This is a genomic window from Centipeda sp. (in: firmicutes) (assembly GCF_057271695.1).
In genome coordinates this window covers 37,228-58,099 of sequence record NZ_DBHIVL010000004.1, presented here as the reverse complement: position 1 = coordinate 58,099, position 20,872 = coordinate 37,228, and the positions used below count along the sequence as shown (strand labels likewise).

At 57.5% G+C, this 20,872-nt stretch carries 23 protein-coding genes and 1 tRNA gene; 23 read left to right on the top strand and 1 reads right to left on the bottom strand.

Features of this window, described 5'->3' with window-relative positions; genetic code table 11:
* The coding region (locus ACO6BQ_RS01745) for a secretion protein HlyD (RefSeq protein WP_489119123.1) at nucleotides 1-123 on the bottom strand (123 nt) is incomplete at its 3' end.
* A gap of 141 nt (nucleotides 124-264) precedes the next feature.
* Between ACO6BQ_RS01745 and ACO6BQ_RS01740 the strand changes: the two genes are divergently transcribed.
* The 23 genes from ACO6BQ_RS01740 (at nucleotide 265) to ACO6BQ_RS01630 (ending at nucleotide 20,840) form a co-directional block, all read left to right on the top strand.
* Nucleotides 265-1,065, top strand: a complete 801-nt coding sequence (locus tag ACO6BQ_RS01740) for a hypothetical protein (RefSeq protein WP_489119121.1) — start codon at nucleotides 265-267, stop codon at nucleotides 1,063-1,065.
* Nucleotides 1,066-1,100: 35 nt separating this feature from the next.
* Nucleotides 1,101-1,177, top strand: a tRNA-Pro gene (locus ACO6BQ_RS01735).
* A 64-nt stretch (nucleotides 1,178-1,241) separates the two neighbouring features.
* On the top strand, nucleotides 1,242-1,874 hold the full coding sequence (locus ACO6BQ_RS01730) for an NfeD family protein (protein WP_489119117.1): 633 nt from the start codon (nucleotides 1,242-1,244) through the stop codon (nucleotides 1,872-1,874).
* Between the two features lie 33 nt (nucleotides 1,875-1,907).
* On the top strand, nucleotides 1,908-2,906 hold the full coding sequence (floA, locus tag ACO6BQ_RS01725; RefSeq protein ID WP_006692823.1) for a flotillin-like protein FloA: 999 nt from the start codon (nucleotides 1,908-1,910) through the stop codon (nucleotides 2,904-2,906).
* Between the two features lie 10 nt (nucleotides 2,907-2,916).
* Complete coding sequence (locus ACO6BQ_RS01720; RefSeq protein WP_489119113.1) at nucleotides 2,917-3,375, top strand: hypothetical protein; 459 nt, start codon at nucleotides 2,917-2,919, stop codon at nucleotides 3,373-3,375.
* Nucleotides 3,376-3,710: 335 nt separating this feature from the next.
* Entirely contained in the window at nucleotides 3,711-5,228 is a 1,518-nt protein-coding gene (gene rny / locus ACO6BQ_RS01715) for a ribonuclease Y (RefSeq protein WP_489119110.1), read from the top strand.
* Nucleotides 5,229-5,347: 119 nt separating this feature from the next.
* Nucleotides 5,348-7,123, top strand: a complete 1,776-nt coding sequence (locus ACO6BQ_RS01710) for a sensor domain-containing diguanylate cyclase (protein ID WP_489119107.1) — start codon at nucleotides 5,348-5,350, stop codon at nucleotides 7,121-7,123.
* A 20-nt stretch (nucleotides 7,124-7,143) separates the two neighbouring features.
* The gene (locus ACO6BQ_RS01705) at nucleotides 7,144-7,698 is read left to right on the top strand and encodes a hypothetical protein (protein WP_489119104.1); all 555 of its coding nucleotides are present in this window, start codon (nucleotides 7,144-7,146) and stop codon (nucleotides 7,696-7,698) included.
* A 20-nt stretch (nucleotides 7,699-7,718) separates the two neighbouring features.
* On the top strand, nucleotides 7,719-8,501 hold the full coding sequence (locus ACO6BQ_RS01700) for a TIGR00282 family metallophosphoesterase (protein ID WP_489119101.1): 783 nt from the start codon (nucleotides 7,719-7,721) through the stop codon (nucleotides 8,499-8,501).
* Nucleotides 8,502-8,515: 14 nt separating this feature from the next.
* Nucleotides 8,516-9,349 (top strand): PHP domain-containing protein, encoded by an 834-nt coding sequence (locus tag ACO6BQ_RS01695; protein WP_489119098.1) that lies wholly within the window; start codon nucleotides 8,516-8,518, stop codon nucleotides 9,347-9,349.
* A 21-nt stretch (nucleotides 9,350-9,370) separates the two neighbouring features.
* Nucleotides 9,371-10,222: an Asp23/Gls24 family envelope stress response protein gene (locus ACO6BQ_RS01690; protein ID WP_489119095.1), complete on the top strand. Its 852-nt coding sequence runs from the start codon at nucleotides 9,371-9,373 to the stop codon at nucleotides 10,220-10,222.
* 199 nt (nucleotides 10,223-10,421) lie between these two features.
* The gene (gene flgB / locus ACO6BQ_RS01685) at nucleotides 10,422-10,844 is read left to right on the top strand and encodes a flagellar basal body rod protein FlgB (RefSeq protein WP_489119092.1); all 423 of its coding nucleotides are present in this window, start codon (nucleotides 10,422-10,424) and stop codon (nucleotides 10,842-10,844) included.
* An 18-nt stretch (nucleotides 10,845-10,862) separates the two neighbouring features.
* On the top strand, nucleotides 10,863-11,318 hold the full coding sequence (flgC, locus tag ACO6BQ_RS01680) for a flagellar basal body rod protein FlgC (RefSeq protein WP_489119090.1): 456 nt from the start codon (nucleotides 10,863-10,865) through the stop codon (nucleotides 11,316-11,318).
* A 34-nt stretch (nucleotides 11,319-11,352) separates the two neighbouring features.
* The gene (gene fliE / locus ACO6BQ_RS01675; RefSeq protein WP_489119088.1) at nucleotides 11,353-11,655 is read left to right on the top strand and encodes a flagellar hook-basal body complex protein FliE; all 303 of its coding nucleotides are present in this window, start codon (nucleotides 11,353-11,355) and stop codon (nucleotides 11,653-11,655) included.
* Nucleotides 11,656-11,727: 72 nt separating this feature from the next.
* Nucleotides 11,728-13,308 (top strand): flagellar basal-body MS-ring/collar protein FliF, encoded by a 1,581-nt coding sequence (fliF, locus tag ACO6BQ_RS01670; RefSeq protein WP_489119086.1) that lies wholly within the window; start codon nucleotides 11,728-11,730, stop codon nucleotides 13,306-13,308.
* 2 nt (nucleotides 13,309-13,310) lie between these two features.
* Nucleotides 13,311-14,330 (top strand): flagellar motor switch protein FliG, encoded by a 1,020-nt coding sequence (gene fliG / locus ACO6BQ_RS01665; protein ID WP_489119081.1) that lies wholly within the window; start codon nucleotides 13,311-13,313, stop codon nucleotides 14,328-14,330.
* Nucleotides 14,323-15,114: a FliH/SctL family protein gene (locus ACO6BQ_RS01660; protein WP_489119078.1), complete on the top strand. Its 792-nt coding sequence runs from the start codon at nucleotides 14,323-14,325 to the stop codon at nucleotides 15,112-15,114. Before fliG ends, ACO6BQ_RS01660 begins: the two co-directional genes overlap by 8 nt.
* Nucleotides 15,111-16,502: a flagellar protein export ATPase FliI gene (fliI, locus tag ACO6BQ_RS01655; protein ID WP_489119076.1), complete on the top strand. Its 1,392-nt coding sequence runs from the start codon at nucleotides 15,111-15,113 to the stop codon at nucleotides 16,500-16,502. Before ACO6BQ_RS01660 ends, fliI begins: the two co-directional genes overlap by 4 nt.
* The gene (fliJ, locus tag ACO6BQ_RS01650; protein ID WP_489119074.1) at nucleotides 16,499-16,966 is read left to right on the top strand and encodes a flagellar export protein FliJ; all 468 of its coding nucleotides are present in this window, start codon (nucleotides 16,499-16,501) and stop codon (nucleotides 16,964-16,966) included. Before fliI ends, fliJ begins: the two co-directional genes overlap by 4 nt.
* The gene (locus ACO6BQ_RS01645) at nucleotides 16,963-17,562 is read left to right on the top strand and encodes a lytic transglycosylase domain-containing protein (protein WP_489119068.1); all 600 of its coding nucleotides are present in this window, start codon (nucleotides 16,963-16,965) and stop codon (nucleotides 17,560-17,562) included. Before fliJ ends, ACO6BQ_RS01645 begins: the two co-directional genes overlap by 4 nt.
* Nucleotides 17,563-17,612: 50 nt before the next feature.
* On the top strand, nucleotides 17,613-18,209 hold the full coding sequence (locus ACO6BQ_RS01640; protein ID WP_489119065.1) for a MotE family protein: 597 nt from the start codon (nucleotides 17,613-17,615) through the stop codon (nucleotides 18,207-18,209).
* Between the two features lie 88 nt (nucleotides 18,210-18,297).
* The gene (locus ACO6BQ_RS01635) at nucleotides 18,298-19,449 is read left to right on the top strand and encodes an N-acetylmuramoyl-L-alanine amidase (protein WP_489119062.1); all 1,152 of its coding nucleotides are present in this window, start codon (nucleotides 18,298-18,300) and stop codon (nucleotides 19,447-19,449) included.
* 20 nt (nucleotides 19,450-19,469) lie between these two features.
* The gene (locus ACO6BQ_RS01630) at nucleotides 19,470-20,840 is read left to right on the top strand and encodes an MATE family efflux transporter (protein WP_489119058.1); all 1,371 of its coding nucleotides are present in this window, start codon (nucleotides 19,470-19,472) and stop codon (nucleotides 20,838-20,840) included.
* Nucleotides 20,841-20,872 lie beyond the last annotated feature (32 nt).

Here is a 20,872-nt window from a genome sequence, read left to right as displayed (position 1 = left end):
AGGAAGCACTGATAAATTCAGCCGCGCCATCTCGACGCATCTTTTTTGCCCGCACTGTGTCGGCAAATCCTCCACATAGCCCCTGCTATGCGTCCGGTTTGCCTCCTTGTTCGGACAAAAAATCTACGCCAATCTGACGGACTTCATTTTATCAGCGATTCCTAAATCTTTCTCTCATATCGTTTGGAAACGTCGCGAAGGAGGCGTCCCGTTATTATTTCCGTGACCGAAATTCTGGGTGCTCTCATCATTCTCGGCGCTGTTTTGCTGCTCATTGTGCGCTATATCATTCATCGGCGGCAGCGCAGTGAAGAGGAGGACGAGGATCTTGCTGCATCCATTGAGAAACTAAAAAAAGAGCTTCAGCAGTCCGCTGATACCATAATCAAGCGACTCGGCAGCCACGTCACCAAACTTGAGGGGCTGCTGCGCGAAGCGGACGACCGACGTGTGCGTCTTGAGACGTGCGTTGCCGATGCACAGCGGCTGGAATGGGCACTCCGCCAACGCATTGAGGAACTTGAGCGTCGTCTGCGCGACACGGGACAGCCAATGCCGACCCCAGTGGCGCACCCCGCAGAACGTATGCCTGTCGCCTCCGCACCGCCGCTGCCATCGCAGGAAGCGCGACGCACGGACGGGGATGAATTTGCTGCCGTGCTCCAGCAGTCCATTTTGCGTGAGCAGGCACGCGCGGCTGCGGAGCCGCAGAGCGTTGCCGTATCCCCCCAGCCCGCACCGATGCCGATGCGTACGGGGCGGGAGGTGTCGCAGTCTGTGCCGCTTCCCACCGCAATGCGTCCACCGATGCCGCAGGAGCGTGTGCAGAGCACCGCGTTGCCGCAGCGAAGGCCGGGAGCGGTATCGGTGCAGCCCTCTGCGCCCTCTATGCCGACACCTCCCATTGCGTCTGCGGAGGAGACACAGCCCGTGCGTGAGGACGAAGCGATTACCAAGGCGCGTGCCCTCCTGCGTGCCGGACGTACGGTCGAACAGGTTGCGCGCGAGACAGGAGTCGAAATCGGCGCACTCCGCCTCATGAAGCAGATGACGCAAAGGGATTGACAAAACGAGAAAAGGTAGGTATAATACCATTTGTTCGGGACGTAGCTCAGCTTGGTAGAGCGCTTCCTTGGGGTGGAAGAGGTCGTGAGTTCGAATCTCGTCGTTCCGACCATTTTCAGCATAGGAACCTCCGCGTGAGAGCGTGGAGGTTTTTTCGCGTAAGGAGGAGGGATCTTGTGAATCTGGTCGTAGATAATTCTGTTCTGCAAGTCCTCTTGCTTGCCGTCATGTTTCTCTCCATCATGGTGGAGATCAAGACGGGCGGGCTCGGTGTAGGGGTTCTGCTTGGCATCGTCGCGGCGGCGGTCTTCTGGGGCAGCCAGTACACGCGCGGATTGGTGGAACTCTATCACATTGCAGTCTTTCTTGTGGGCGTCCTCATGATTATCGTAGAGATCCTGATGCCGACGGTGGGCTTGCTTGCGGGGCTTGGCGTCGCGGCGATGCTCTACAGCATTGTGCTTGCACTCGGCGGAGACATCGGTGCTCTGGCGGCACTCGGCATCGCACTGGTGATTGCGGTTGTCCTCTTTTTGCTGATTGTCTCGCGTCTGCCGTCAAGTAGGCTCTGGAACAAGATTGTTCTGCAAAAGTCCTCGCGTACAGAGGAGGGCTATGTGAGTGCGGCGGAGCAGTCGGAGCTTGTAGGGAAGACGGGCGAGGTGCTCACGGAACTGCGTCCCTCGGGGACGGCACGCATCGACGGTCGTCCCGTGGATGTGATCTCTGAGGGTGCGTTTATTCAAAAAGGGAAAAGCATTGTTGTCCTGTCCGTGAACGGCAGCCGCGTGGTCGTACGCGAGGCATAGTGCCGTCTGGCGGAATTTGTTAAGGAGGTTCGTATGGGAACACTGTTTGGGGGAGCATTCCTCATTGTCATCGTCATTCTTGCCGTGTCGATTTTCCTGCACTTTGTGCCGCTCGGGCTCTGGGTGTCCGCGATCTCGGCAAATGTCTCGGTGAGCATTATGTCACTCATCGGTATGCGTCTGCGCCGCGTACCGCCAAGCCGCATCGTACTGCCGCTGATTAAGGCAAATAAGGCGGGGCTTGACGTAAGCGTCAACCAGCTCGAGGCACATTACCTCGCGGGCGGCAATGTGGACAAGGTGGTCGATGCGCTGATCGCATCCCATCGCGCACAGATCGCCCTGCCGTTCGAGCGTGCAGCAGCGATTGACCTCGCGGGGCGCGATGTGCTCGATGCCGTGCAGATGAGCGTCAATCCGAAGGTCATTGAGACACCGATTGTCTCCGCTGTCGCGGCAAACGGTATTGAGCTCAAGATCAAGGCACGCGTCACTGTGCGTGCGAACATCGACCGCCTCGTCGGTGGTGCGGGTGAGCCGACGATTATCGCCCGTGTCGGTGAGGGCATTGTCACGACGGTCGGTTCCTCGCAGAGCCACACGGACGTGCTTGCAAACCCCGATGACATCTCGAAGACGGTGCTCGGCAAGGGGCTTGATGCGGGCACAGCGTTTGAGATCCTTTCCATCGACATTGCGGACGTGGATGTTGGGCGCAACATCGGCGCGGAGCTCCAGACCGATCAGGCGGAGGCGGACAAGCGCATTGCACAGGCAAAGGCGGAGGAACGCCGTGCCATGGCGGTTGCGCGCGAGCAGGAGATGAAGGCGTACACGCAGGAGATGGAGGCAAAGGTTGTCGAGGCACAGTCCGAAGTACCGCACGCAATGGCACAGGCTCTGCGCGAGGGCAAGCTCGGCGTGATGGATTACTACCAGCTGAACAATATCCAGTCCGACACCGATATGCGTCACGCCATCAGCGCATCGGGGAAGGCGGACGAAAAGCATCCGACACCGCCCGTAAAGTGAGGGATGCGGTATGGAATACCTCATTGTCATCGCCGTCGCGGTAGCGATTGCCGTCTTTGATGACCGCGTGCGCGGCAAGAAAAAGGTGCCGCCGCCGACCGTGCCGCAGGACATTCCGCGTCCGAGGAAACGGGCGGAGCAGAATACGACGTTCGAGATTCCGCCGATGCGCGGGATTCCCTCCGACGTGCAGGTTACGGTTGACGCGGAGGTGCTGCGTGCACAGGAGCTGCGCAGCAAATGGGAAGAGGCGCGCAGAGAGGCACAGCGTGCCAAGCGTGCCCGTGAACGTGTGGAACGGCTTGCGGCAGAGGAGGCTCAGGCCGCTGCTGCGGTTGTTCCGCAAACTGCTGTGCGAACGCCGTCTGTCCTATTGCCGCAGCTGACGGCGGATACGATGGCACAGGCAATCGTGCTCGCCGAGGTACTTGGCAAGCCGCGTGCACTGCGCAGATTTCCACAGAGGTAAAAGAATCGGGATACACCGCATTGTGTGGTGCATCCCGATTTTTCAATTGAGGAATTGCTGATAAAATAGAGGGAACACTGATAAATTCAGCACTACCATCCTGACGTATCTTTTTTGTTTGCACTTTGGCGGAAAAGATGTGCTAAGATGACGCTGCTGAATTTATCAGTCCGTCCAGTATCTTCGATTTCCAAAGCATAGGGAGCCGAGGAGCGAGCAGATCACACAGAATTCTTGACACTATAGAGAAAAAACATTAAAATGGATAGGAGTATTCTATAGGCAATTTTGAACAACACAATGAGGAGGTGGCCGTTATTATTACTGAATTACTCATGGTAATTTTTGCTGTCGCTGTTGGTGCTGCTGCGGGCTATGTTGCACGGAGACGCACGGCGGAGGCTCAGATAGGATCAGCCGAGGACGAAGCAAAGCGCATTGTCGAAGAGGCCGGCAAGCGGGCGGAGACGAAGCAGAAGGAAGCCCTGCTTGAGGCAAAGGAGGAAATCCAGCGTCAGCGGCAGGAGTTCGAGCGTGACTCGAAGGAGCGGCGCAGTGAGATTCAGCGTCTCGAGCGTCGCACGATTCAGAAGGAGGAAAACCTCGACCGCAAGCTTGAGTCCATCGAGAAGAAAGAGGAAGGTCTTGCGCGCAAGGAGGCACGCATCGACAAGACGCAGGCGGAGGTAACAGCTCTCTACGAGAGCCAGAAGCAGGAGCTCGAGCGCATCTCGGGACTCTCGGTCGAGGAGGCACGCACGATTCTCATGGCAGAGGCGGAGGAGGAGCTCAAGCACGAGAAGGCACGCAAGATCAAGGAGTACATCCAGCAGACGAAGGACGAGGCGGACAAGGCAGCGCGCGAGATCCTGAGCGTTGCAATCCAGCGCTGCGCCGCCGATCATGTGGCAGAGACAACGGTCTCGGTCGTGGCACTGCCGAACGACGAGATGAAGGGGCGCATCATCGGGCGCGAGGGTCGAAATATCCGCACGCTCGAGACGCTGACCGGCATTGATCTCATCATCGACGATACCCCCGAGGCGGTCATTCTCTCGGGATTTGACCCCGTGCGGCGTGAGATTGCACGCATTGCACTCGAAAAGCTGATTCAGGACGGACGCATCCATCCCGCTCGCATTGAGGAGATGATCGAGAAGGCGCGCCGTGAGGTTGATCAGCGGATTAAAGAAGCGGGCGAACAGGCGACGTTCGAGACGGGCGTGCATGGCATCCATCCGGAGCTCGTGCGCCTCCTGGGACGTATGCGCTATCGTACGAGCTATGGGCAGAACGTGCTCGCGCATTCCATTGAGGTCGCGCACCTCGCGGGACTCATGGCGGCAGAGCTCGACTGCGATGTCATGCTTGCCAAGCGCGGCGGACTTCTCCATGATATCGGCAAGGCAGTCAGCCATGAGGTTGAGGGTCCCCATGTCACCGTGGGTGCCGATCTTGCGCGCAAGTATCGCGAGTCCAAGGAGGTCATCAACATCATTGCCTGCCACCATGGCGATGAGGAGGCGACGACGATTGAGGCGGTGCTTGTCGCGGCGGCCGATGCCGTTTCGGCGGCACGCCCCGGTGCGCGGCGCGAGAGTCTGGAGTCCTACATCAAGCGCCTCAAGGCACTCGAGGAGATTGCCGAGTCATTTGATGGGGTGGAGCGCTGCTTTGCGATCCAGGCGGGACGCGAGATCCGCGTCATGGTCAAGCCGGACAAGGTGGATGATGCGGGTGCCGCAGTGCTCGTCCATGACATTGTGAAAAAGATCGAGGGGGATCTCGAATATCCGGGTCAGATCAAGGCAACGGTGATCCGAGAGACGCGTGTCGTCGACTACGCCAAGTAGACGTGAAGTTCAAAGTGTATGCGAGATAGGGGGCACATGCCCCCTATTTCTGGGAAATATGGAGAGTGCGTCATGCCGGGGGGCAGACGCGTTTGGACGTGTTTCGATGGGGGGACTCTATGCAGCAACTGACGTATATTGTTTCCGGTACTGCAGCCGCACAGCGCAAAGCGGAACAGGCGAAGGAAACATTGGAGCGGATTCCCCATGTGGAATCCCTGCTTATCACGATTACCGCACCCTGCGAGATGCCGCTCGCAAAGGCTTTGCAGATGAAGGAAGCCGTTCGTGCGCTGTTTCCGGAGGCAAGGATTCTGGCGCACACCTGCGCACTCAAGATGGCGGATCTCCAACTGGATACGGAAGGGATCATGCTGACCTTTACGGCATTCGAGGCATCGCAGGTGGATTTTGCCGTTGTGGAAGGGAATACGGCAGATGCGGCAACAACGGCAACGTTTGTCGATTTTGTTGCAGCATGTCCTCAAACGAAGAGCATCGAGTTTTTTGTCGTCGGGCTCATGGATCAAATTGACGCCCTGTTCGATGGGATCTCTGTCATTGATGAGCGCATCGAGGTATTCGGTGCATTCGTGGATGCAGGGGCGATCAACGCACACGGCTATATCGTTGCGGACGATGTTGTGATGGAGCTTGGCATGGTCGCTGTCGTCTTCCACGGAGAGACGTTGGAGGTGCATGTCGTACGCAATTTTGGCTGGAACGTCCTCGGGCGCGAGATTGTGGCGACCAAGGTGGAGGGGTGCACGATCATGGAGCTGGACGGCGATACGCCGCTCAAGATCTATGATCGTTATTTCGGCATCAGGGGCGACGGTGACTTCAGCGCGGATGCCGCACTCTTTCCACTCTGCTTTGAGGAGGAGGACGGGTCGATCTCGGCACGCGTCCCGCTCAAGATTGAAGAGGGGACGGGAGCACTGACTTTTGGCATTCCCATGCAGAAAGGGACGAAGTTCCGCCTTGCCTATGGCGATCCGTATGGAATCCTCTCGAAGGCGGCGGAGAATACGCGCTCGATGTCCGCGTTCTCGCCGCAGGCGATCCTCGGCACGGCGTGCGTTGGACACTATTTGCTGCTCGGCGAAGATGTGGTGACGGAGATGACGCCCTGTGCGGGGGTTCCCTCGTCGACCTCGTTTTTGTTCGGTGAGGTTCGGCGTGTGGGCAGACGTATTGCTACGGCGAATCTGAATGTCCTGCTCGTCGGCATGAAGGAAGATCCGGGCTATACGAAGAACATCCCACTGCAGACCAAGCGAGTGGCACATCTCTCCTATAACCGCAAGATGCTCGCGTTCATGTCGCATTTCATCCGCGTTTCGGAGGAGGAACTGCATACGGCAAATCAACGTCTCTCGCAGTTGGCGAGTCGCGATGCCCTGACGAACCTGCTGAATCGCCGTGAGATGGAGCGGCTTCTGAAGGATGCTGTTGAACAGGCGCAGGAGCATAAGACGCCGCTCTCTGTCATTCTCATGGACATCGACCACTTCAAGGGCGTCAACGATACCTATGGGCATGATACGGGGGACAAGGTACTCCTCAAGGTGGCGGACGCGATCTCCCGTACCATTCGCGGATCGGATGCGGGGTGCCGTTGGGGCGGCGATGAGTTCTTTATCATTCTCGAAGGTGCGCCCCTCGCTGTTGCGGGCAGGGTCGGCGAGCGTATCCGCCGCTGTGTGGAGGCGGCAGAGATGCCGTTTGAACGTGCGGTCACGGTCAGCGTCGGCGTTGCGACGTTCGATGTGGAGCGCGACAATGAGCTTCAGCTGTTCAAGAATGCGGATGAAGCACTCTATCAGGCGAAAAAGGCGGGACGGAACAAGGTCTACGCGCTCGGGCTTGGATGTATTAACAGTGTTGAATAGAATGTGTGGGAGGCGGTGCTATGTTTGACTTTTTGCGAAGGATTGCGGGACGTCGCCCTTCCCGCTCCCAAAACGAGCAGGCGCGCCCCGGCGTTCAGCTGCTCGCCTCCGTACTCGTCTGTTTCCCCGAGATTGAATCGGTTTCCTACGATCCTCATGAGAGTCTTTTGACGATGGATTTCGTCGTGCGTGCACAGCTTTCCCCGGAGGAAATCGAAAAAATTGCCGCACTTCTTGGGGAGAGCATTGAGACATTCCATGTGATCGAGGGCAGTGTGGCGAGCACAATGGACTTTTGCTATGAACAGCATGACGCGCTTACCATACTGCACCTTGCACGGCGGATGGACGAGCTCTCGGAACGGGAGCTGAACCTCATTGTGCAGCTCCTGACGGAGCGGTTCGGCGAGGATCTCCTCATCGACGCACATGGGGGGGAGGCGTTGGATGTGGAGTTCCGTATGCTTCAGCACGAGACCCTTGAGCGCATGCTCATCGCTGTGCGGGAGATTCCTCTGCGCGACCGTCTGGTCGGCATCCGTGAACGCGATCAGGTCATTGTCTACAACCGATGAGGAAAATGGGAGGAAGCACTGTGCGCATTATGTTGGTCGGTGACGTTGTCGGACGTGCGGGACGGCATGCCTTTCGTGCGATTACACCGAAGCTGCGGCGCGACCGTGCAATCGATGTGGTCGTTGTCAACGGAGAGAACTCCGCCGGCGGCAAGGGATTCACGCGCAAGGCTCTGGATGAACTCTATGCGGGTGGTGCGGACATTGTAACCTCGGGCAATCATGTCTGGGACAAGAAAGATGTCTTTGCCTTCGTCGACGAGGAGCCGTTTCTCGTGCGTCCCGCAAACTACCCCGAAGGGACTCCGGGGAAGGGGTACTGCATCTTCCCATTCAAGGCGGCGAATATCGCCGTGTTGAATCTGTCGGGACGCTCCTTCATGCCCGCCCTCGACTGCCCGTTTCAAAAGGCAGATGATATCCTCGCGGAGATCGACGGAATGGTGGATGTCGTCGTGCTCGACTTCCACGCTGAGACCACCTCGGAGAAGCTCGCGATGGGATACTATCTGGACGGGCGAGCGGACATTGTCGTCGGAACGCACACGCATGTGCAGACGGCGGATGAGCGCATTCTGCCGGGTGGCACGGCATATATCACGGATCTTGGCATGGTCGGCTCACAGGACTCTATTTTGGGCGTGCGCAAGGATATTGTAATTCAAAAATTCCGCACGGGGATGCCCGTACGTTTTGAGATGGCGGAGGGGGCGGCGGAGTATGCCGCCGTGATCGTGGAGGTCGACCCTTCGGGATACTGTCCGACGCAGATCGAACGCGTTTTGATCCGCGAGAATGCATAATCAAGGAGAATGCTATGCCAAGCGACTTGCATATCCACACGACATTTTCCGATGGGAAGGATACCCCGGAGGAGATCGTGGAGGCGGCAAAGGCGGCGGGTCTGCGCTATATTGCAATTACGGATCACGACACGGTCGAGGGGGTTACGGAGCTCTATGAGAGCGGACACTACGCGGGTGGGAGTCTCAAGATTATCCCGGGGGTCGGGTTCAGTACGGTCGACGGCGCGTATGACGTTCATATACTGGGCTATAACGTTGATATCTACGATGCGGGGCTTCAGGAAAAACTGGAGGAGATCAGCGAGGCACGATGGACACGTTTTACCGAAATCGTGGAACGTCTGCGAGAGCTGGGGTACGAGATCGGTGAGACGGATGTTCTGACGGACGAGGGGATGTGCAAGGCCGTTGGACGCTCCCATGTGGCGCGTGTCCTCGTCAAAAAAGGGTATTTTGACTCCATCCGCACGTGCTTTGACCAGCTTCTGAAACGCGGGTGTCCCGCCTATGTACCACATTTTCGACTTGCATCTGAGGAACTGATTCACATCATCAAGGAGGCAGGCGGCATTCCCGTCCTCGGCAATCCGAAGCTCATCGGCGATGATACGACGATGGCACGGATCATTGCACAGGGGATTGAGGGCATCGAGGTCTTCTATCCTTCCTATGATCGTACGGACACGCAGCACTATTTGGATGTGGCGCAGAAATACAGGCTTCTCGCCTCCGGCGGTTCGGATTACCGCGGATTCGCGGGGCGGGAGCCGGATGCTGTCGGACAGTTTACCATCGAGGACATCTACGCGGAGAATTTCTATCGTCCGCCGCGTCATATCAGCTGAGATGAAAAGAGGAGAGACACAATGGACGTTATTGCCCTTGTCGGCCCCAGCGGTACCGGCAAAAGCCACCGCGCCCTATGGGTCGCCCAGCAAAACGGTGCGGATGCCATCATTGACGACGGTATCCTTATCAAGGATGGCAAGGTGATTGGCGGCACCTCTGCAAAAAAGGAAAAGAACCGCATTATGGCGGTACGCCGTGCGATCTTTGTGCTGCCGGGACACGCCTCCGATGTGCGCCGTGCCATTGCACAGTCGCAGCCCCGAAGAATTCTCATTCTCGGCACTTCGGAGAATATGGTCCAGAAAATCGCAAAGACTCTGCACATCGGCTCAGTGAGCAAGATCATCCGCATTGAGGACATCGCCTCAAAGAAGGATATGGAGCTCGCACAGTACCATCGACTCAAGCGCGGCGAGCACATCATTCCCGTTCCGACGATCGAACTCAAGCCGCATTTTTCGGGCTATCTGATCGATCCCATCAAGAGCTTCTTTAAGACCTCCTCTTCCAAACGTCGTCGTCTTGGGGAACGTTCCATTGTACGCCCTGTGTTCAGCTACTACGGAAAACTTGTCATCGATGATTCGGTCATCAAGAGCATTGTGCATATTGCGGCGGAAAAGATTGATGAGGTGCACCGTGTTGCATCGACCCATGTGAAGCATCTAGTGAGCGGTGACGATGACCTTGGTATTACCGTATCCATTGAGGTTGTCTTTGCTTACGGACATACGATTGCGGAGACGATGGCGCGTCTCCGACACACACTGCAGGAGGAGATCGAGCGCATGACTGGGATGGTCGTCCACGAAATCAATATTTTTGTCAAGAGCCTCCATGTGGACAAGACACAGCCTGCACGGGCATAACAGCAGATACGATGTGACCGATGCGGTCGAAAACCATTCTTCCCTTTTTAGGGAAAAAGTGTTAGAATGAAAAGGATTTTTTTTAGGGATGTAGAACTAAATATATATCTATTTTATGTGTCTTTTTTTCTGTGCACATTAGGGAGAAACTGATAGCATTAGCGTTTTCTAAAAATACGGGAAAAGGAATGTGACTTTCATGCTTGAGCAGCTGGTGAACACCTCGACTCTTGATATCGGCAGCCGCGCACTGGCGGCGGCATCCTTGCGGCACGAGGTGCTCAGCAATAACATCGCCAACGTGAACACCCCGAACTTCAAGCGGAGTCATGTCCGCTTTGAGGACTTGCTGAAACAGGAACTGGGACTGGAAAACGATCCTCTGATGAAAGTTGTGCGGACGCATGACCGACATTTTCCCGTTGCCTTTCGGGGGAAGGCACGGCCTGTCATTGAGCAGGAGCAGCATACGAATATGCGTCTGGATGGGAATAACGTCGACATCGACGTGGAAATGGCAGAGGTTGCGAAGAACCAGCTGTACTACAGCGCACTGGCAACGACGCTTGGAGGGCATATCAGCAAGCTGAAGAGCGTCATTTCGAGCAGTCAGGGCAGCTGATCAACAGGAGGGCATGATATGGGAATGTTTCTGGGAATTGATGCAGCGGCGTCCGGACTTACGGCGGAACGTCTGCGCATGGATGTGATCTCCAACAACATTGCAAACGCCAACACAACGCGTGCACAGGGCGGAGGTGCCTATCATCGCCGCTATGTCGTTTTCCAGCCGCGCGAAAAGGGGAATGGCATCGGCTTTGAGTCTTTTCTTGCGCGTGCCTCGGAGCGTATGCGTCCGGGCGACGGTGTGCGGGCGGTATCCATTCAGGAGGATCGCACGCAGGGGACGCTCGTCTATGAGCCGGGGCATCCGGATGCGAATGCAGAGGGCTATGTCGAGCGGCCGAATGTCAATATTGTCTCCGAGATGGTGGACATGATCTCCGCGTCGCGCGGGTACGAAGCGAATACGACAACGATCAATGCGGCAAAGTCGATGGTGTCGGCTGCACTCCGAATCGGCAGTGGAAATTGATGTGCGTGCACATTTTTAAGGGAGATCAATGTATATGGAAGTACAAGCACTGCAAATGACCCCCGTGACGATGCGCGCAACCAGCCATCTGGGCGAGACGGTCGAAAAAGAGCCGCCGAAAAACTTCGGTGCCTACTTACAGGATGCACTCTCGGAGGTCAACCGCCTCCAGCTCGCATCGGATCAGCAGAACAAGCTGCTCGCAGCGGGCGAAGTCCAGGATGTCTCTCAAGTCATCGTGGCAGGGCAGAAGGCGGAGATTGCTCTGCAGCTGACTCTGCAGCTGCGCAATCGTGCCATTGCTGCCTATCAGGAAATCATGAGGATGCAGGTGTAATTACAGCCTGCCGTTTTCGTGCGCTGCTCCGACGGCGGCGCATAACCGTGATGACTTGAAGGGAAAGAGATTATGGGAGAGTGGAAAGAGCGCGGTCTTGCCATGTGGGAACGCTTTGACAAGCGACAGCGCTACATCATGCTCGGTTCAGCACTCGCGATTCTCGTCCTCATCTTTGGTCTGAGCTTTTGGTACGGCAGCAAGCCGGATATGGTGCCGCTGTTCACCGATATGGAGACCAAGGATGCCGGCGAGGTTGCCAATCAGCTGCGCGAATCGAACATTACTTACGAAGTACAGGAAAACAAGTCGGGGACGACGATCCTTGTCCCGACGACACATGTCCATGAGGCGCGTCTGAACCTTGCGACGCAGGGGCTGCCGCATGGAAACAAGGGCTTTGAGATCTTTGACGACAGCAAGCTCGGTGTCACCGAGTTCCAGAATCGTGTCAACTATCTGCAGGCTCTGCAGGGAGAACTGACGCGCACGATCGAGCAGCTGGAGGCGGTCGAGAAGGCTCGCGTCCACATTGTGCTACCCGAGGACAGTCTCTATAAGAAAGAGGAGAAGCCGGCGACGGCTTCCATTATGCTGCGCCTGAAACCTCATGCGGAGCTGACGAAGAAAGAGATCAAGGGAATTGTCAACCTTGCAGCGCACAGCGTCAAGGGGCTGACACCGGAGAACATCACGATCGTCGACGATACGGGGAAGATCCTGAACGATCCCGACGATCAGGACGAAAAATCCATTGGTGTCAAGACACTCACGCAGCTTGACATGACGCGCAAGGTGCAGGACAACATCGAGAAGAAGGTGCAGTCCCTCCTCGACCAGACACTGGGCGAGGGGCGTGCCTTTGCACGCGTGAGCGTGGAACTCGACTTCGATGACCGTCTGACCGACCGCCAGACCTTTACGCCTGTGGTGGACGATGCGGGCATCATCCGCAGTCAGCAGGATATCTCCGAGAGCTATGTCGGCAGTTCGACGAATCCGGGAGGACCTGCAGGTGTGCAGAGCAACGTCCCCGGCTATGTCGAGCAGGAGGCAAATGCCAACGCCGAGTACGAGAAAAAGGAATCTACAAAGAACTACGAGATCAACGAGGAGCGGCAGCACGTCATCGCATCCCCGGGCTCGATCCGCCGCCTGACGGTCGCGGTTCTCGTCAACGATGACGTAACCCAGCCACAGCAGGAGAGCATCCTGCGCACGGTCAGCAGCGCGGCGGGCATCAATCCGCAGCGCGGCGACACGATTTCCGTCGAGCCGCTGCCCTTCAGCACAGAGGCGGCAGAGCGTCGTGCTGCAGAGGAACAGGCGGAGAAGGATCGTCAGGATCGCATCTTCTACACGCAGGTCGGACTTGCCCTGCTTGTCATTGCGCTCATCGTGGGCGGCATCCTCATGTATCGCCGCAAGAAGCGTCTTGAGCGTGAGGCAGCAGAGGAGGCACAGCGCATCGAGGAAGAGCGTATTGCAGAGCAGCGTGCTGCGGCAATTGCAGCAGGCGAGGTCGAGGAAGAAGATCTCTCTGAGGAGGAGCAGCAGCAGATGAACCAGAAACTTGCGCTGCTTGCTCTCATTGACAACAAGCCCGAAGAGGTGGCTCTCCTCGTCAAGACGTGGCTTTCGGAGGAGGAGTAAGTATGCCGGATATGTATGGCAGCGGTGATCTCACCAATCAGCAGAAGGCTGCAGTCCTCTTCATCGCCATTGGTCCCGAGTACTCTGCAAAGCTGTTTCAGCATATGGACGACGATGAGATCGAGCATCTGACACTCGAGATCGCGAACCAGAAGCAGGTGTCCTCCTCTCTCAAGGCGGAGGTCATCGCGGAGTTCTACTCCATGTGTATGGCACAGGACTACATTTCCTCGGGCGGTCTGCAATATGCGCAGAACGTCCTCGAGAAGGCACTCGGTCCCGACAAGGCACTCGAGATCATCAACCGTCTCACGACGAGCTTGCAGGTGCGTCCCTTCGACTTTCTGCGGAAAACCGATCCTGCGCAGCTGCTCAACTTCATTCAGAACGAGCATCCGCAGACCATTGCGCTCATCATGGCGTATCTCGAGCCGGATCAGGCGGCGATCGTCCTCGGCTCGCTTCCGCCGGAGTCGCAGGTCGAAGTCACGAAGCGCGTTGCGATGATGGATCGCACATCGCCGGACTTCATCCGCGAGGTCGAGCGCGTGTTGGAGAGAAAGCTGTCCTCGATGGTCACACAGGACTTTACCACAGCGGGCGGCATCAAGGCGATCGTCGAGGTACTCAACCGCGTCGACCGCACGACGGAGAAGGCGATTGTCGAGACCCTCGAGGTCGACAATCCCGAACTCGCCGAAGAGATCAAGAAGCTCATGTTCGTGTTCGAGGATATTGTCCAGATCGACGACCGTTCCCTGCAGCTCGTTCTGCGTCAGGTGGAGACCAAGGATCTCTCCCTCGCGCTCAAGGCAACGCCGCAGGAGGTCGCAGAAAAGGTGTTCAAGAATATGTCGACGCGCGCTGCCGATATGCTGCGCGAGGAGATCGAATTCATGGGGCCGGTCAAGATTCGCGACGTGGAAGAGGCGCAGCAGAAGGTTGTCGCTGTCATCCGCGTGCTCGAGGACAAGGGCGAGATTGTGATTTCGCGTGGCAAGGGAGACGAAATGATTGTCTAGAGTTATCAAGGCAGCCGTCTGGGAAGAGAATCCACATCTCATTGACGTACCGCCACCTCCGCCGCCGCCCCGCGAGGACGGCGAGGAGGAAGGGCTGAGCGAAGAAGCCGTTCAGAACTTGCTCGCACGCATTGCAGAACGCGAGCAGGCGATGGATGAGCGCGTCAAGGAGGCGGAGATCCAGGTTGCCGTCCTTCGCGGTCAGGCCGAGGAGGATCGCGACCGCCTTCTCACTGAGGCGCAGACACAGATCGAGCAGCAGCGCGAAGAAGCTCGCAAGCAAGGGTATGAGGAAGGCTTTGCCGAAGGGCGCACAGCGGGCGAAGCTGCCGTGCGCGAGGAGATGGCAGAGCTCATCCGCCAGACGAACGCACAGGCGGAGAAGACCCTGCGCGACGCGCATGATGCCATACGCGACTATGTCGTTCGTGCAGAGCAGGACATCGTATCCATCGCCATGACGGCGGTCGAGCGCGTGCTGCCGCAGCACTTCATTGACGTGCCGCAGATGGTGTTGCCTGTTGTACGTGATGCCATCCTGCGCGTGAAGGATCAGAAAGAGATTGTCGTCCATGTTCCGCCTGCGAGCTATGACTTTGTGCTCATGGCGCGGGACGAGCTGCGCTCTGTCCTGACGGCGGGGGATACGAACCTAACAATCACCTCGGACGAGGGGCTGAAGCCCGGGGACTGTCTCGTGGAGACCCCGAATGGCAGTGTGGACGCGCGTCTGCAGACGCAGATCGAACAGCTCAAGAAGGCTGTGCGGGAAGTTATGCTATGAATATGAGTGAAACGGGGGGGAATCCCCCATTTTCCATAGATATCCAAAAATTTCGGGATGCGCTGCACAGCTCCTCTCCGATGAAGCTGACGGGCAAGGTGACGCAGATCATCGGTCTCGTCATCGAGTCGCAGGGACCGACCGTCACGGTTGGCGAGCTCTGCTATGTGAGCTCTCATTTTGCAGGGATGCCGCCGATCCCGGCGGAGGTCGTCGGATTCCGTGAGGGCAGCGTGCTCCTCATGCCCGTCGGCGAGATGCAGGGCATCGGCCCCGGCTGTGAGGTCATCGCAACGGGGCGGCGGCTGCGCGTCAAGGTGGGACCCGAACTGCTCGGGCGCGTTCTCGACGGGCTTGGCAATCCGATCGACGGCAAAGGTCCGATTCTCGCAAAGGAAGAATACCCGCTGCAAGCACCGCCGCCGCCACCGCTCACGCGCCCACGCATTCACGACAATCTCTATGTCGGCGTGCGTGCGATCGATGGCCTCATCACGCTTGGCGACGGGCAGCGCATCGGTATTATGGCAGGCTCCGGTGTCGGTAAATCCACGCTTCTCTCGATGGTTGCGCGCAACACCGAGGCGGATATCAGCGTCATCACGCTCGTTGGGGAGCGCGGCCGTGAGGTGCGCGACTTTATCGAGCGCGACCTCGGCGAGGAGGGGCTGAAACGCTCCGTTGTCGTTGTCGCGACCTCCGACCAGCCTGCACTTGTGCGCATTAAGGGGGCAATGACAGGGACGGCGATTGCCGAGTATTTTCGCGATCAGGGGCATAAGGTCGTCCTGATGATGGACTCGGTCACGCGCTTTGCGATGGCGCAGCGCGAGGTTGGACTTACCATCGGCGAGCCGCCTACGACGCGCGGCTATACGCCCTCCGTCTTTGCCATGCTGCCGCGTCTCCTTGAGCGTGCGGGTACGAGCGAGAAGGGCTCGATCACGGGCATCTACACGGTTCTCGTGGACGGCGATGATATGAATGAGCCGATTGCGGACGCTGTGCGCTCCATTCTCGATGGTCATATTGTACTCTCGCGACGGATTGCGGCACAGAACCACTTCCCCGCGATTGACGTGCTCGGAAGCGTCAGCCGTGTCATGTACGAGGTCGTGGACAAGAGCCACCTTGAGGCGGCGCAGGAAATGCGTCAGCTCATGGCGGTCTATGCCGAGGCGGAGGATCTCATCCACATCGGAGCGTATGTCAAGGGCTCAAGTCCGAAGATCGACGCTGCAATTCAGAAGATTGACGGCATCAATACCTTTCTTTGTCAGGACATCTACGAAGTGACCTCCTATGAGGAGACGGAGCAGCGGCTGCTTACGGCTGTGGGTAAGGCTGCCCCGCCGCCTGAAACGCCGGTCGCCGAGGCAGCATCATGAAAAAATTTCGATTTCAGCTTGAGACGCTGCTCAAGGTGACACGCATGAAGAAGGAGGAGGCGGAGGTCGCCTTTGCCGAAGCCGTACGTCGTCTTGAGGAAGCGCGTGCCTACCAGCGTCAGCTGCTCGAGGAGATGCACAGAGGGCAGCTGGACTACGAAAATTTATCGAAGGAAGGTACGCGGATCAAAATCGGCACGCTCATGAGCTTCAATCGCTTCTTTGGGTGGAAGCGTCAGCAGATCGAGGATCAGCAGCAGGTGATTCTCGCGGCGAATGCCGAACGTCAGAGACGTCTCAAGGTGCTCATGGAACAGATGAGTGCCCTGAAAAGCATCGAAAAACTAAGGGAAAAACGCCTTGCGGAGTACAAGGCGGAGGTCTTGCAGGAGGAGCAGAAGATGCTCGATGAGATCGGCCTGCAGCTGACCATGCGAAATAGGGAATTGGAGGAAGCGGTATGATGGATCTTTCGGGCGTCAAACAAATACAGGCGCGCATCGCGGAGATCGAGTGGCAGTTTAATCTGTCGAATCAGCAGCTCCCGGGGATGGACTTCGCTGCAAAGCTGCGGCAGGAAATCGACAAGAACAGCGCATCTGCCGCGACGAAGGCGCAAGCAGCGCAGCGCGTACAGAAAACTGCCGCTGCAGAGAAGACGGTAGCAGCAGAGCGGGCGAACTATGCAAATCCGCAGCTCACGCATATGATCCACGAGGCAGCGGCGAAGTACGCAGTCGACCCGAAGCTCGTCTCCGCAGTTGCAGAGGTTGAGTCCGGCGGTGACCAGAATGCCGTTTCGTCCGCCGGGGCGATTGGTGTCATGCAGCTCATGCCGGATACGGCGGCGGAGCTCGGTGTGAATCCGTACGATATGAAGAGCAATGTGGAGGGGGGCGCGAAGTACCTGCGTGAGATGCTCGACACATTCGACGGTGACGTAAAGAAGGCGGTTGCTGCCTACAATGCGGGACCGAATGCAGTCAAGGCATACGGCGGCGTTCCGCCCTACGCGCAGACGCAGAACTATGTGACAAGGGTGTTGGACATCTACCGCTAAACGTGTGATGCAAGGATTTACAGGGGACGAGAAAGAGGGCAGGGAATCCCATGCGGAAGAAATCGAAGATCCTATTCATACTGATCTTACTCCTCGTATTGGTGGCGGGAGGCTTTGCGCTCGGCGTCTATCTGCGGCTTTTTGACACGCAGGCGCTCAATGAGGAGTACGGCCTGCACGAGCTTCCCGTCATCGGCGAATACTTTGTACCGCCGGCAGGAGCGGAGGAGCATTCGGAAACATCGACGACTCACACGGGGACAGCACCTGCTGCCGCAGCCGCACCGAAGAAATCCTCGGAGAGTGTGAAGATCACGAAAGAGGAGATCGAAAAGCAGCAGAAGGAGCGCGAGGCGGCGGAAAAGAAGCGTGTCACGAAGCTCGCACGGCTTTACAACGATATGAAGCCGGCAGATGCGGCGAAGGTCATGGAGACGCTCGACATCGACCTCTGCATTGCCATCCTTCAGCGGATGGATGAGAGCAATGCGGCAAAGGTAATCACTGCATTCGAGCCGAGCCGCGCCGCTGAGATCACACAGATCATCTATGAAGGGACACCGCGCAAGGCCGCAAAAGCACGCGCCGCGCGAAGTGCTGCAGCACCGGGGATGGAGCAGGACGAGGCATCTGCGCAGCAGCGATAGGAAAACATCGGATGGAGAGAACCTGCGGAGTGGCTGAAAAGCATACTTCGCAGGTTTTTATCCGTTTATTGTTTGGGGGGATGGGCTCTTGCACCGCATTTTTTTACTGTTTATTGTCATCCTCGTCGGTCTGATTGGATTTGGTTCTGCAGTCACGGCAGAAGCCGCGTTCAGCGATCGTGCAAAGGACATGACGAAGGTCTCCGGCGTTCGCATTGGAAAAACCGACGGGAATGTCCGCATCGTCATCGACGCCGAACGCTCTGTTTCCTACAAGCAGAGCGTACTGTCCAACCCGACGCGCGTCGTGCTCGACGTGCAGAATGCATGGGTCGCGCCTGAGGCAAAGAAGGATATTGCTGTCGACTCTCCGCTCGTTTCGCGTGTGCGCGTGGCGCAGTTTGATGCCACGACGGTTCGCGTTGTAGTCGAGACCTCAGTCAAAAAGGGCGGTTGGAAAATATTTGCCCTCGACGGGGAAAAGCCCCGCATTGTCATGGACTTTGGTGCAGCACCTGCGGGCGGAAAACAGGCGACGCCCGCACAGGAAGCGAAGAAGCCTGCGCCGCCTGTGCAGACGGATGAGACAGAGGAGGATGAGGAGGACGTGCAGTCCTCGCACGATTCGGATCAGCTGGATCGTGATCTCTCGGCGATTACGGGCATGAAGGGGCGTAGGATCGCCATTGACCCGGGACACGGAGGCAGCGATTCGGGAGCGATCGGTCCGACGGGCATCATGGAGAAGTCCATAACCATGCGTGTGAGCCGTGAGCTCAAGCGTCTCCTCGAGGCGGAGGGCGCGACTGTCATCCTTACGCGTACAGGGGATACCGAGGTCTCCGAGAAGGGCGCGAGCGCGACCTCGGTTGAGGAGCTTCAAGCACGTTGCGATGTCGCCAATAAGGAAAACGCGGACATCTTCCTCTCCATCCATGCGGACGCATTTACGAACCGCGAGGTGAAGGGGACGACAGCCTACTACTACACGAAGGGAACGAAGCAGTCCAAACGTCTCGCCGACAACGTGCGCACGGCACTGATCGATGCCATCGGAACCGTTGACCGAGGGACGCAGTCGTGTAATTTCTATGTGGTGAAACATACGGACATGCCCGCAATTCTTGTGGAGATCTCCTTTATCTCGAATCCGGATGAGGAGAAGATGATGAACAGCGAGACGGGCATCAAGAAGATTGCACAGGGCATTGCCGACGGCATTGCCGATTACTTTGGCTGATATATGCTAGGAGGGAGACGGTGCTCAAGGAAGTTCATGGCTATCCGGCGCGTACGCGTCAATTTTTCATCGTGCTCCTCCCCATCCTCATTACACAGGTTTCGCTGATTGCGCCGGGATTTTTCAATACGGTTATGGCGGGACATATCAGCAAGGAGGATCTCGCAGGCATTGCCGTAGGAGCGAGCATTTTCTTTCCCGTATTCGGGGCTTTTATGGGGCTCGTTTCAGGACTGACGCCCGTGATTGCGCAGCACTACGGTGCACGCCGCACACTTGAGATTCGGCGCGTCGTTCAGCAGAGCTTCTACTGGGCGACGATTCTTTCGGTGCTTTTGCTCATTGTCGGTGTGCTGACCGTGCCATATCTTGTACGGGCACTCGCACTTGAGCCTGTGGTCGAAGATATCACGATGGAGTATCTGTCCTATATTGCCCTTGGGCTCATCCCCGTTGCGTCTGCGATCGTTCTCAGAAACTTTATTGATGCGCACGGGCGGACACGGCTCACCATGTATATCACGATGACGACCATTCCGATCAACATTGTGCTCAACTACATCTTCATGTACGGTGCGTGCGGTGTTCCTGCCTTTGGCGGTCCCGGCGCAGGGCTTGGAGCGGCACTGAGCTACGGCATCTTTTTTATCCTCAATGTCATTGCCGTTCTGCGGATTCCGCAGTTCGCGCGTTACCATGTACTTGCCCGTCTGCCGAGGCCCATCCCCGGCGACTGGTGGCCACTGCTCGCCATCTGCATCCCCATCGGGCTTACGGTGTTCTGCGAGCAGAGCATTTTCGGTGCCGTCGGGCTACTCATGGCGGCGTACGGGACAACCGTGCTCGCTGCGCATCAGGCGGCGATGAACTTCACCACCATCGTCTATATGCTCCCGCTCTCGGTCTCCATGGCGATCACGATCCTCGTTGGCTACGAGGTCGGCGGCGGGCGTGAGAACGGTGCACGCGCCTACATTCGCCTGAGCCGCGTGCTGACCCTCGTCTTTGTCGGTGTGATTGCACTCGTGCTTGCGGCGATGCGCGACTCCGTTGCCGCGCTCTATACGACCAATCCCGAGGTGCAGGAACTCCTTCGTGTCTTCCTGCTCTACGCGCTCGTCATGCAGTTCTGTGACTGCGTGAACGCACCGCTGCAGGGGGCTCTGCGCGGCTACAAGGATGTCACCGTCACGTTCTGGCTCGCCGTGCTCTCGTTCTGGGGCATCGGTCTGCCCGTCGGCTATGCACTCGCGGCGTGGACAGAGTTCGGCCCCTACGGCTACTGGGTGGGTCTAAATGGCGGCATCGTCGTCGGAGCCGTGCTGCTCATGATCCGCCTACGCATCATCGAGCAGCGGATGCGGCGTGCAAAGATGGCGGCGCATACGTAATAGTTTTTCACTATAACCCTTATGATAGTCGT